Consider the following 12,432-nt stretch of genomic DNA (forward strand, 5'->3'; position numbering starts at 1 on the left):
GACGGTGCCGGTGGCGGTGCCGTCCTGGCTGGTCACCGTGAACTGGTCCTGCATCTGCTGCCCGGCGGTGAGCTCATTGTGGGCGCCGTTGCCGGTGTAGCTCCAGGCCCCGTTGGCATCGATGCTGAAGTCGCCGTAGCTGCCGTGGACGTTGGTCTGCGCCACGACATGGGCTTCGCCGGTGTCCGGGTCGGTGATGGTGAGCTGGCCGCTGGCGTTGAGCGCCGCGGCGGTATCGCCTTCGGTGACGGACCTGGAGTCCGAGCTGACGGTTGCCAGATCATTGGTCCCGGTGATCGTTACCGTAACCGTCTGCGTAGACGTCGAGCCGTGGCCGTCGTTGACGGTCACCACGAAGCTCTCGGTGACGCTCTGGCCAGCGGCGAGATACTGCGCAGCACTATTGTTCAAGGCATAGTGCCACTGCACCGAGCCGTTCGCGGCATTGGCCGCCTCGTTGACCGGATCGAGCGAAAACGTGCCAAGCGAGGTTGTATTCGTGGGTGACGCTACAAACGTCGCTGTGTGCGTATCACTCAGATCCGCATCGGTGAAGCTGATGGTGCCTGCGGTATTCAGGGACTCCGAGGGGGCCGATGTCGACGCGCGCCTTCGACCACCGAGCCGCTCTGCGGGCTCGAGGTCATATAGACCACGTCGTTTGCGCCATTGAATTGGAGTGTCACCGTCGCCCAGCTGAGCGTGCCGTTGCCCAGCTGGATCGCGTAGGTGAATGTATCAGTCAGCGTTTGCCCGGCCGCGAGTGCCTGAAGCTGAGTGTTGATGTCGCCCTTATCGTAGTGAATGGTGCCGTCCGACTCGATCCAGATGCGGGCACCGAGCGCGCTGCGGTCGCCGGTTCCGACCATGCCGGCTGCGTCACTGCTGTACGCCACATCCTTGACCAGCAGATCCGCAGGTGCGTAGCTCTTGGTGGACGCGGAGGCGCTCGTTCCGTCGTCCAGTGAGAACAGCGTCTTGGCCGCGCCGCCAAGATCATTTGCCAGCACATTCAAGATGAGAATGTTGCTTGCGTCTTCCACAAACGAGAAAACGTCGGTGTTGGCTTGCGGAGTGTTTCCGAAAGAAACCGTGCTGCCACCGTCCGTTGTCTGCGTCGCCATAGCTAAATCCTCCGGGTGCTACGCAGTCCGCCTTCACGGGCCTGCACAAATTGCACAATGGCGCGGTGATGGGTGGCCGCTGCCTTGCCTATACTGCTGAAGAAAATTGTTGTGCTGCCGAGCATGACTGTCGTCATGCTGAGGGTTTTCGAAAATGCGCAAAGAAAGCGTGTGACGAACTCAAGCTTAGTTGGAGCCAGTGTCGCTCGGAGCTCACAAGAGGATGTCTCGAACTCCCACACAAAACGCGCGCACCTCATTCGCAACCCTCGTCTGCCAATGCGGGGCAGAGGTGTCGCCGCAAAATCAATTCACGCAAATCACGAGCGTCCGTTTGGACGGACGACATGTCCGCCCATGAGCGACGATCTGGCCAACTGCGGCGATTGACGCGAAGAGATCTAGAGCTGTATTCCCCTGCCCATTCGTGTCCGGCACTCGGTCCGCCCACGTTTGTTATTATCGTTCTGCAATATTCTTCCGCTCCGGGAGCGATGCCCGCGATCAGGAGCGATCACGATCATTCGGGTCCGGATTAAATTTAAAACTAATTTAATATTTTTCCCTCGTCCATTTTTTTATTCGCATGGCGAATTTAATGATTAACGGAGCGAAATCAACAATAAGTGGGGCTTTTGCGTCGTCTCTCACAGGCGACGCCGGTATTCTACGGATTTATCTCCACGGCATAGCGGTCAGCGATATTATTTTGTGGCTCGATGCCCGCTAAATTGAAGCGCCGGCTTTCTGTCCGTCGGGTCTATTATTTAATTTGCGGCGATGCCAAAGACTATGTCGAGGGCATGCATATGATCTCGCAAGCCGACAAGCCCGACGACTTCGTGCTCGCCAGCGGGGCGCGATGCGCTTGGTCAGAGAGAGGGGCGGGCTTGCTTTCGCGCAGGTCGGCGGCCGCATCGAGCCGCGCCGATATCAAGACCGGCAGGGCCGTGGTCGAGTCGATCCTACCTGTATCCGCTCGCCGGGGTCGATCTTCTCGTTGGCGTAAGCCCGGCTAGAGGACTTGAACCGGCGTCGCTGCTGCACCCGGACTTCGCGCTTCTCGAGGTTTTCAGCGCCCCACGCATCCTAGTCATGGTGCCCTCTGAGGCGCCTGCTGATTGCATCCCACGCTTGAACGAAGGGAAGGACGAGAACAAAAAGAACTCTGGTCGCAACCGAAACAATAGCGCGCCCCAGTGATGGTGGCTTATGCTCTTCCAATCGACGGGTGATCTTATTGATCGGAACCGGCTCCGACGGTCTGGGAGGGGGAATTGGCCTGCGCGAGGGCAGGACAACCATAACAAACAGAACGTTGATCAGTAGCCATATCCCCAAAATAAGGACAGTACGCATGAGGACCGACCGTAGCTGGTTTAGTTCTGCCGAACTTACCTACCTCCTGCCTCATACCTAGGATGCAGGCGGCACCATAGCGCGTTGCAAAAGAGCCACCTTAGCGCAGCCCCAGGTCAAAACCGCCTCGACATCCACCCTACCAAGATGCCGAGGCCGTCAGGCCCGAGCACTTTGGCGAGCGCCCAGGATCGCAGCCCAGTCCGGCGCAAAACTTGAGTCTGTGCGCTTTCGAACATTCATGCACCTTGGCACCGTGTTCCAGCACCTCATCCGGCGTGAAGCAGATAGGGGTGGCTCCAGATTGGGCGGCTGGACTGGCAGCGGTTAGGACGGGCCCGCCGCGAAACCACGCTCGACGTCCTCAGGCCGCAACGTCCGAAACCGTCTCCAGAGATTGGTCCAGCCGGCGACTGCGACTGGCATCGCACGGTGAACAAGCGACGAGTGAGCAGTTAAGGAGAACCAATCTCCTATCTCGGTAGTTGAATTCATGTGGCATTCGAGCAAGCAAAGGTTATTGTTCGCGCCGAGGACCAGTTTAAGAACCTGAGCCAGAACAACATGAAGGACCTCAGGCTACGATTGGAAAAGCTCCGCTCTGACGCCAGAGACTTTACCCTTATGAGTCAGCAGGCGACCGACGTCGAAAAGCGCGAGCTGTTTAGACGAATGGCGGATGAACTCGCCATCGAAGCTCTTGAGCTTGAGCAAATCGTGAAACAAAAAGGGCAGTCCGATCCCGGCGAACAGCACGAGGTCGTGGAATTCAAGCCGTCCTCTCAGAGGAAGCGCGGCTGACGCCGAAAAGACATCGCGCTCTTCATCGGTCAAGATCCCCATCGGCTTCGGATGGCTTGGCGCGATCACCGCATTCGGTGCTGTTGTTAGGTCGTCGTTCGGCAAAAGCGACAAACGATTCACATATTAAGCGCAGGAACGATCTCGTCGCACTTGAGTCACGCGTGCGTCAATTCCGGTTGGTCAGGCGGCGACTATGGTCCCAGGTTTAGGCCTCGCCGGACATACTTGAACAAGCGTTCGCGACAATGGTGAGAGAACGCACGCAGGGGCTCGTCGTGCTGAGCGATGGGGTGCTGTTCAACCATCGCGGCCTGATTGGCGTCATGGCCGTCAGAAATCGGCTGCCTGCAATCTCTGCGGTGAGAGAATACGCGGAGGCGGCTTCCTCTTGAGCTACGGGATCGACTTGCCAGATCAGTTTCGCCGGTCTGCGACCTTTGTCGACAAGATTTTCAACGGTGCGAAACCTGGCGACCCGCCGGTCGAACGGCAGACCAAGTACGAACTTGTCATAAACCTTCAGACCGCCAAAGCACTCGGCATCAACATGCCACCGACCGTGCTGACGCGGGCCGATGTAGTGATCGAGTAGGCATTATGACGTTGCTTATTGGCCCTTTTGCGATCTCAGGAGATGTCCGCTTTTTCGCCGTTGGAGGTTGAGCGGACATCAAGCTGCAAGGCGACAATGAGTACGCGGCCTATGCATCGACAACACGAAGTCTTCAGCCGACGTTTGCGCTCAATGCGGGGCGGGACGCAACAATGGCGCCACTGCCGCGGATCACAGGACGCATCCGCACCGGGCCAACTGGGCATAGGCCGAAAGGCGCGGGTCGGCGCTAGAATGCGCCTCGCAAAAGCGGTCTATGATTTGGGTGACTTTCTCGCTGTAGTCTCGGTGCCAGTGTCCAAGCCCGTGTAGAGCGCTTTCCTGGCAGGCGATCGATTTGAGCTGAAGGATGCGCTCCATGGTATGCAGCGCGCAATCGTGGAGCGTTGGCAGGTCGGGGTCGTCAGGAAGAGCCAAGCTCGGAAACGCATCCCACCACATGTAGCAAACACAGTTTAGTGCTTTGGTATCGGCCTCGCTCAGGTGGGACAGGGTAGGAGCGCAACGAGGCTCGAACAATTTCGCAAATAGAGCAGCGACGGAAGTAACGCACCGAACACGGTCTTCGACCGGAACATCAGTTGAACAAAGCCATCGGTTATCGCCACCTGCGTTCGTATTCACGAGATAGGTTAAGCCTTGCGCGATTTGGCTATCAGCGAATCCCTGTAACGCTGGCTCCGGATCTTCAAACAGTCGAGTGAGATAAGCCACGGCTTCTATCGGGGGCGGATCCCACCAATCATGCGCGGCATCGAAGTACCAAGGCGCTTGCTGAAAGCGAACCTCGCGTCCAAATGCGTGCTCCAGCCAATTATCAAAAGTGAGGTTTTGAAGGCGCATCGCAAGAGCCGCGGCTCATAGAGAAACCCGTCGATCTGCCAAACGACACCGCGGCCACGATAAGCCCCCATCGCTATGAAGGTCCGCTGGCTGATGCGGTTCGCTTTAAAGCTAGCTAATGCTAGGCTAGGTGCGGGATGAAGCCAAGCCGTGAAAAAGTTCAGGCAAATGCTTCGTTGACGCAAGCAACCGGGGGTGGGACCGGTTCTTCACTTTGATTCAAGCGCGACAGCATCCAGCCTCGGGGCCGGTCCCCGGGCTTGCATACTAGCCCTTCAAGTGCAGGCAGCTCGAAACAGATCAGGCCCAAGCTCACCGCGTTCAAAGGGACTGACGAAGACGCCTTCAGGACGGCGCGCCAGTAGGCGTTCTAAATTCGCTTTCCGCATCGAGAGGAGAAGCGTGCGCAGGTCAGCGAAGCAGCAGACGGGGAGTGTGTGCGACACATTGCACCAACTTCGACGGCGGGGGCGGGCCGCCCGAACAAGGGCGAGCGAAAGAGTTCATTAGCTTTCATGTGGCTAGCTGAGCGGGTGCCGATTACCGCGGAGTGCGGCACATTGGAATGGGAATGCCGGCCCCGGCTGTTGCCCCAATCCTGCGGCTGGGGCCGTTTTGAACTTTCGCAGCATCGTTCAACCCGGTCCACAACCATGTTTAGAGGCATTGCTATCGCGCTATTTGGAATAGGCATCTTCTCGCAGCTTGATCGAGCGTTCTTCTATGGCCGCAATACTGACGCCGCGCTCAAGCTTGTGCGGGAGATTGGTCGAGGCTTCGGCCTTTAGGAGCAGCCGCGTTGCCTTCGTTCGGGCAGCGCATGAGAGGTCCCTCGACAGCGACCTCTTCAACAGTATGCCTATCGTCCGCGCCATTCGCCCTCACTGAGCCGGCGGGACGGCCCAGTTTGGCCGCGATCTCGATACACGAACTCCCTGCGGGTGAGCAGGACCAAACGTCGGACTTCTGCTCGGCCCTATTGCTTTGGCTTCGGCTTGCCATGGTGCGGCACTCGACCGCAGTAGTTAACCAGTGAGTCTGCTGGCCAATACTTGGGAAATTGACGGGTGCTTCGGCCCTTGCGCTAAGCCCAAGGTCTCACGTCGCGATCTCACGACTCTGCTTGAAAGTGCAGGGACGCTCTGGAATTCTCATTCAACCTGAGATCGTGTTGGTAATCTCCGGCGGCAGTCCAGTTCTTTTGGGGATCGAAACGTCCATGCATGATCGATTGTCGGACTGCCGCGTAAACGAAGTGAACCGAAGACGAGAGTTCTTTCGAGCGACGCCGTCCAAGGTGAAGGCGCATCTTGATCAACTAGCCGGCCAATTGGAATTCCGCGAAATAGCCGAGGCCATCGAGTACAGACAGAGCTTGCGAATGCGAACTGTTACGGGCGAATCGGCCGCAAGCGAGGTGGCGACATAGCCGCCGTGTTTCGAACGCGCCTGCCGCGCGCCTAGTTCGCGAATGAAGATTTCCGTGATGGTATTCTGATCATTTCATGCCCCACCTTCCTAACCCCAATCCCGTTCGTCCCGGTCCCGGTCCTGAACAGCGACTGCGCAATTTGCAGCGTCGTTTCCGTGCGGTATCGGCACGCCATAATCGAAGTACTAAGCTGCGGTGGGCTATCACGGCATTGATCGCAACCGCTGCCATTTTGGTCGCCTATCCGGCTATTTGGCTCCTTATTTCGAGCCCGTGGCCCGTCACGATGACGCTCAAACATATCGCGTCCGCCCCCAACTGTGATTTTGCCCGCTTGGTCGGCCTAGCACCCGCGAGGCGCGGAGAGCCAGGCTATTGGAAGCACCACGATCGCGATGGGGATGGGGTTGCTTGCGAACCATGGCGGCCGCGGCGGGGAGATGTCTCGCGTCTAACAACAGCGACCAACTCAGATTGAGTTGCGCGGGCCTTTGCGACGCGCCTAGTAGTCGTGTGTTAGCTGTCGGTGGAAGAGCGGTCGCCGATCCATGATCGCATGCGTCGCTGCTTTTGATCCGTAGGAAGCGTTGTCATCGGGATGTGATCTTGCTTCATTGCCGACTGCATATCGGCCATGGTCGCGCTCGTGGGGAGGCGCCTCTCCTTGAGCACCCAAACGTCACAGAGCCAATCCAATCCGCTCCAATGATGGGAGCGGCAAGACATTTTGCCTGTTTGACGCGAGCACATTCCCTCATCATCAGCGGAATTTCCCTGTTCCAATTTTGATGCATCGCGTCGCAATGCCTGCGATTTCAAGGCTCATTTCGCATTTTTATGCCCGGTGACGCCCCCTGGGGCGGGCAGTTTTCCCTGTAAAAGTCCCTGCAAGCAGGGAATTGATCGCTTGGTTTGCCTTTCCGCACCGCAATCGTGACCTGCTCAGGGAAGGCAGTCTGCCCACCGAGCTCTGGGCATACGAGGACCGCATGCGCGAAAGTTCATGCGCTTCACTCGATAGTCGATCTCCTTGGGAAGGCGACGCGGCGCGCAGCGATTTCGATGCTAGCGACGATAGCTTTACCTTCTCAGGCATCAGCATCGCCGGCGGTCACATCGATTATGTGGATAGTGCGGCGCTCCTCGGCGCCGACCAGGCTTCGGCCCATTTGCAGAGTTTTGGGCCGGCTCAATGAAGCGCCGGCGCTCGCCGTCCGCCGCGGCAGCGATTTTGCGGTTACACCAGTGTGTGTGTGGAGCACTATGGAACCAGACATTGCGCACGATGGGCACAATTCGGCAAGGATTTCACAACCATAGGCCCTGCAGTCCGAGAAGCAAAGAATTGCGCCGTTAGATCTGGAAGAGAAAGTCCTGATTGGTCAAAGTATTCGCAGTGACGCTGGTCAAAACAATTTCCATATCCGCCGACCCCTGGTTCTGTGCAGCGCCCGAGCTGTTGACGTAGACAATCGTATTCGCGCCGCTCTGAATCCACGCGATACTATGCGCGGCGACTTGGGCGCTCCCGCTTAGCAAGCCCTGGACACTCGTCACTCCCGCGATCGCCGAGGTGTCGATGAGGTCTGCACCATGAACGAAATCACTGATCGTATCATGGCTTGCTACCGTGGAGTCGGACACCGCGGCGAAGACGAATTGATCGTTTCCCGCTCCTCCTATCAACGTGTCGGCGCCTCCTCGCCCCTGGATCACGTCATTTCCTGCTTGCCCATCCAATGTGTTGTTGCCGGCATCGCCGAAAATGAAGTCAGCGAAAGCTGAACCACGGACGGCATTCACGCCGGCGAGCGCATCTGTCCCGACACCTGCGGCATCACCAGAGGCGGTCCCGTGGGAGTTGCCGGCGGCGAGATCGACGGTCACTCCATCCAGGGCATTGTAGAATGCAATGCGGGTATTGCCGTTGCCGGTAATGCTGTCATTGCCGGCCATCCCCTCAAACTCGTTGAATGTACCGAAATCGCCGAGATTCGGCCCGGAGACGCCGAAATTGGTCGCGACATAAGTGTCGGCCAAGGCGGTCCCGCGGATCCCCTCAATTGACCGAAGAGTGTCCGTTCCGATCGAAGCGTCGCCGGTCACCACGCCCGAAGCCAGATCGACTTGAATACCTGACGCAGACCCGTCGTTGTTGTAGAACGCTCTGTCAAAACCAGTTTGACCGTCGATGAAGTCATCGCCGGCGCGACCGGCAAAATCTTCCGCTGTACCATTTGGATTGTTAGAGCCGGTGATGGTGTCGGCAAATGACGAACCTGACACCGAACCGACGCCCGAGAAGGTATCGGTGCCTACGGACCCATCGCCGGTCACGGTACCCGACGCACCGCTGGTGCTGCTGGTCCAGCCATTGAGACTGAAAGTGATTGTCACAGGACCGGTCGCATTGCTGTAGATCAGACGCGTGTTGCCATTGCCGGTGATGGCATCGTCACCGCCAAGTCCCTCGAACTGGTTGAAGCTGCCGTTGTTGCCGACGTTAAGAGCGCCTGCGAGGCCGTATCCCGTTGCCACATAGGTATCGGCAAGAATGGTTCCCTGGATAGCTTCGATCGAGCGCAGCGTGTCCACGCCGATCGAGGAGTCGCCGCTAGCCGTGCCGGTCGCCATGTCAATGGTGACGCTGCCGGTCGAAAGGTAGATGTTGTTGTAGCTGGCGGTATCGAAGCCGCCGCGACCGTCAATCGTGTCGTTGCCGCCAAGTCCGGTAAATGTCTCGTTGATGCCGCTTCCCGACAGCGAATCGATGAACATCGTGCCCATGATGGCATTGACGCCGGTGAACGTATCATTTCCGACCGAGGAGTCCCCGGTAGCCGTGCCGGCTGCTATGTCCACCACAACGCCCGCGGTCGCATTATTGAATCCGATGCGCGTGTTGCCGTTGCCGATGATGATGTCGTTGCCGCCCTCGCCGGTGAACTCGTTGAAGGTCCCCGATGAACCGGAGTTCGTGCTGGTGTTGCCAAACCCGGAGGCGTTGTAGTTATCGGCAAAATTGGTGCCTCGGACAGCTTCGATCGACACCAGTGTATCATTACCAACCGTGGCATCTCCCGTCAGCGTGCCAGCTGCGAGATTGACAGTAATACCTGACGCGGTGGTCGAATCGTGATTGTAGTCGACGCGGTCGAAGCCGCCGCGGCCGTCGATCACATCGTTGCCAGCGAAGCCGGCAAAGACCTCGATCGTGCCGAATCCATTGTTGCTTCCGAAAAGGGTATCTGCGAACGCAGAGCCCCAGACTGCAATAATGCCGGAGCCGACAAACGTGTCGTGACCAACCGATCCATCGCCATCCGCCGTTCCGGCCAAGATATCGACGGTCACACCAGCAGTGGCGCTCACATAAGAAACCCGCGTCAGAGCCGCGCCCAAAGGGTTCACGGCACTTAGAATGGTGTCATTGCCGCCTCGACCCTCGAACTCGTTAAACCCGACGGGTGTGCCGGGAATACCGGTGGCTCCTGCGAAACCGGTCGCATTGAATGTGTCCGCGAAATCACTGCCAATCGCACCTTCGATCGCGACGAGCGTGTCGGTCCCCACTCCCGGACCGGATGCCGTGCCCGCCGCAAGGTTGACCGAGATCCCGCCCGTGGCATCAGTGTAGACAGCGCGGTCGAAATCGGCTCCGCCATCGAGTAGATCGTTGCCGCCGAATCCTTGAAGCCGATCATTTCCTGCAAGCCCGTAAATTGCATCCGCTTGGCTCGTTCCGAGCAGCACATCCGAGCCCGAGGTGCCGTTGGTGGCGTTCGGAAAGATGAAGTCGCTTTGCTGGAGGCCGGTTACACCAATCAGCGTCAGAGCATTTCCGCTCCCGAAATCGATTATGGTATTGCCGGCACTCACCGTCGATTTCGATTGAACGTCTGCGAGCGTGAAGATGCCGGACAAACCTGTCAGATCAATCTTGTCGCCCTGGGTGCGGTCAAAGTCCGTGATGGTGTCTGCTCCGCCGCCATCGGCATAGACGAAAATGTCAGAGCCGTTCCCGCCAGTCAGGGTATCGGCACCGCCACGACCATCGATCCGGTCGTTGCCATCCCTGCCGTCGAGCGTATTGGCATTGGCATCTCCGAGGATGACGTCGGCAAACGACGAACCACGGACGGCATTCACGCCGGTGAACGTGTCTGTCCCGGTGTCTGCGAGATCACCGGAGGCCGTCCCGTGGGAGTTGCCGGTGGCGAGATCGACGGTCACCCCATCCAGGGCATTGTAGAATGCAATGCGGGTATTGCCGTTGCCGGTGATGGTGTCATTGCCGGCCATCCCCTCAAACTCGTTGAAAGTACCGAAATCGCCAACATTCGGCCCGGAGACGCCGAAATTGGTCGCAACGTAAGTGTCGGCGAAGGCGGTCCCGCGAATCGCTTCGACCGATCGAAGGGTGTCCGTTCCGATAGAAGCGTCGCCGGTCACCACGCCCGAAGCCAGATCCACTTGAATACCTGAAGCCGAGCCATCGTGGTTGTAGAAAGCTCTGTCGAACCCACCCCTGCCGTCGATGAAGTCATTGCCGGCGCGACCCGAAAATTCTTCGGAGGTGTTGTTTGGATTGTTCGAGCCGGTGATGGTGTCGGCAAATGACGACCCTGACACCGAGCCAACGCCCGAGAAGGTGTCGGTGCCTACGGATCCATCACCGGTCACGGTCCCCGACGCGCCGCTGGTGGTGCTGGTCCAGCCATTGAGACTGAAAGTGATCGTCACGGGGCCGGTCGCATTGGCGTAGATCAGACGCGTGTTGCCGTTGCCGGTAATGATGTCGTTACCGCCCATTCCCTCAAATTGATTGAAGGTGCCATTGTTGCCGACGTTGGCATAGGGGAGGCCGGTCGCGGGATCGATAGCTCCCGTGACGCCGAAATTGATCGCGTCATAGGTGTCGATAAAGTTAGTGCCCTGAATGGCTTCGATTGAACGCAAGGTGTCGGTGCCGCTCGAGGCATCGCCTGTCACCCTTCCAGCTGCAAGTTGAACGCTGATCCCACCCGTCGTGAAAGTGAGGTTGGCATATTGCGCCGTGTCGAAGCCGCCCTTCCCGTCGATAAAATCGTCGCCGGCAAGGCCCATGAAGTTCTCGTTGGCGCCGCTGCCGGAAAAGGTGTCGGCAAACATCGAGCCCATGACGGCGTTGACGCCGGCGATCGTATCAGTCCCCACCGAGGCATCGCCGATCGCGGTGCCCGCAAGGAAATCGACCGTCACGCCGGCGCTTGATTGCGTATATTGGATGCGGGTGTTGCCATTGCCGATGATGATATCGTTGCCGCCCATGCCTTCAAAATTGTTGAAGGTGCCGCTCGATCCGGCGTTGGTGCTGGTGCCGCTGAAACCGGTTGCATCGTAAGTATCAGCGAAGTTGGTGCCGCGGACGGCTTCCACTGAACGCAGCGTGTCGGTTCCGATCGTAGCATCGCCAGTGACGGTTCCGGTTGCAAGATTGACGGTTATACCCGTGGCTGTGGCGATGTCGTTGTTGTAGATGGCGAAATCGTAGCCGCCGCGGCCGTCGATCAGATCGTTGCCGGCACGACCGTCATACTGCTCGAAAGTACCATTCGGATTGTCGCTGCCCCGCAGCGTGTCTCCAAATGCGGAGCCAATGACCGAATTGACGTTGGTGAAGATGTCATTGCCAACTGACGAATCGCCGTTCGCCGTTCCCGCGGCGAAATCTACGACGACTGCCGCTGTCGCACTGACATAGGAAATGCGGGTCAGAATCTCTCCGGAAGGATTGACCGTGCCGGCGATGATATCGTCGCCCCCCATGCCTTCGAAACTGTTGAAGCCAATTGGCGTACCAGGCACCCCGGAATTGCCGCTGAAGCCGACCGCCGAGTATTGGTCGGCAAAGTTGCTGCCCTGGATGGCTTCGATACCGATCAACGTATCGGTGCCGACACCTGGACCCGTCACGGTCCCTGCCGTCAGATCGGCGGTAATGCCCCCGGTCGCGTCGACATAGACCGCTCGATCAACACCCGACAACCCGTTGAATATGTCATTACCGCCAAAGCCCTGGAATACATCGTTCCCGGCAGTCCCGGTCAGGGTGTTGTCGCCAGCGTCGCCGAGAATGGCGCCGGGCACGCCGACAAAATAGACCACCGCGCTGCTGGTCACGATGTTGCCGGCCGCATCGCTCACCCGTGCGGTCAGCGAGTTCGGGCCGTTGTTGAGCGTGACCGTGCTGCTCCAGCTGCCGTTGCCCTGCACGG

Annotated in this window: 8 protein-coding genes; 4 read left to right on the forward strand and 4 right to left on the reverse strand. The window is 58.4% G+C overall.

Annotated features, from left to right (window positions below; all coding sequences use genetic code 11):
• Together CWO91_RS45700 and CWO91_RS38990 are read right to left on the reverse strand one after the other, a co-directional pair.
• On the reverse strand, positions 1-675 hold a 675-nt coding region (locus tag CWO91_RS45700), incomplete at its 3' end, for a VCBS domain-containing protein (protein WP_433995605.1).
• Positions 576-1,124, reverse strand: a complete 549-nt coding sequence (locus tag CWO91_RS38990; RefSeq protein WP_130220692.1) for a VCBS domain-containing protein — start codon at positions 1,122-1,124, stop codon at positions 576-578. The genes CWO91_RS45700 and CWO91_RS38990, both read right to left, overlap by 100 nt.
• Positions 1,125-2,978: 1,854 nt before the next feature.
• On the opposite strand from CWO91_RS38990, the gene CWO91_RS39000 reads away from it, so the two are divergent.
• Positions 2,979-3,284 carry a hypothetical protein gene (locus CWO91_RS39000; RefSeq protein WP_245471517.1) on the forward strand — a complete coding sequence of 102 codons (306 nt, stop codon included), beginning with the start codon at positions 2,979-2,981 and terminating at the stop codon, positions 3,282-3,284.
• Between the two features lie 391 nt (positions 3,285-3,675).
• Positions 3,676-3,879: an ABC transporter substrate binding protein gene (locus CWO91_RS39005; RefSeq protein WP_165406015.1), complete on the forward strand. Its 204-nt coding sequence runs from the start codon at positions 3,676-3,678 to the stop codon at positions 3,877-3,879.
• Between the two features lie 192 nt (positions 3,880-4,071).
• Here CWO91_RS39005 and CWO91_RS39010 read toward each other — a convergent pair whose 3' ends face one another.
• Complete coding sequence (locus CWO91_RS39010; RefSeq protein ID WP_130220694.1) at positions 4,072-4,743, reverse strand: hypothetical protein; 672 nt, start codon at positions 4,741-4,743, stop codon at positions 4,072-4,074.
• A gap of 1,718 nt (positions 4,744-6,461) precedes the next feature.
• Between CWO91_RS39010 and CWO91_RS43490 the strand changes: the two genes are divergently transcribed.
• The gene (locus CWO91_RS43490) at positions 6,462-6,653 is read left to right on the forward strand and encodes an excalibur calcium-binding domain-containing protein (protein WP_165406017.1); all 192 of its coding nucleotides are present in this window, start codon (positions 6,462-6,464) and stop codon (positions 6,651-6,653) included.
• Positions 6,654-7,074: 421 nt separating this feature from the next.
• Positions 7,075-7,371 (forward strand): hypothetical protein, encoded by a 297-nt coding sequence (locus CWO91_RS39030; RefSeq protein ID WP_130220697.1) that lies wholly within the window; start codon positions 7,075-7,077, stop codon positions 7,369-7,371.
• A 157-nt stretch (positions 7,372-7,528) separates the two neighbouring features.
• Here the strand turns inward: CWO91_RS39030 and CWO91_RS43495 are convergent, their stop codons facing one another.
• Positions 7,529-12,361: a beta strand repeat-containing protein gene (locus tag CWO91_RS43495; RefSeq protein ID WP_208753130.1), complete on the reverse strand. Its 4,833-nt coding sequence runs from the start codon at positions 12,359-12,361 to the stop codon at positions 7,529-7,531.
• Between the last annotated feature and the right edge of the window lie 71 nt (positions 12,362-12,432).

The organism is Bradyrhizobium genosp. SA-3 (genome assembly GCF_004212635.1).
Taxonomy (GTDB): domain Bacteria; phylum Pseudomonadota; class Alphaproteobacteria; order Rhizobiales; family Xanthobacteraceae; genus Bradyrhizobium.

Coding starts and splice junctions, on each gene's coding strand:
- CWO91_RS39010 (WP_130220694.1), bottom strand. CDS start 4,743: ATGCGCCTTCAAAACCTCACTTTTGATAATTGGCTGGAGCACGCATTT.
- CWO91_RS38990 (WP_130220692.1), bottom strand. CDS start 1,124: ATGGCGACGCAGACAACGGACGGTGGCAGCACGGTTTCTTTCGGAAAC.
- CWO91_RS43490 (WP_165406017.1), top strand. CDS start 6,462: ATGACGCTCAAACATATCGCGTCCGCCCCCAACTGTGATTTTGCCCGC.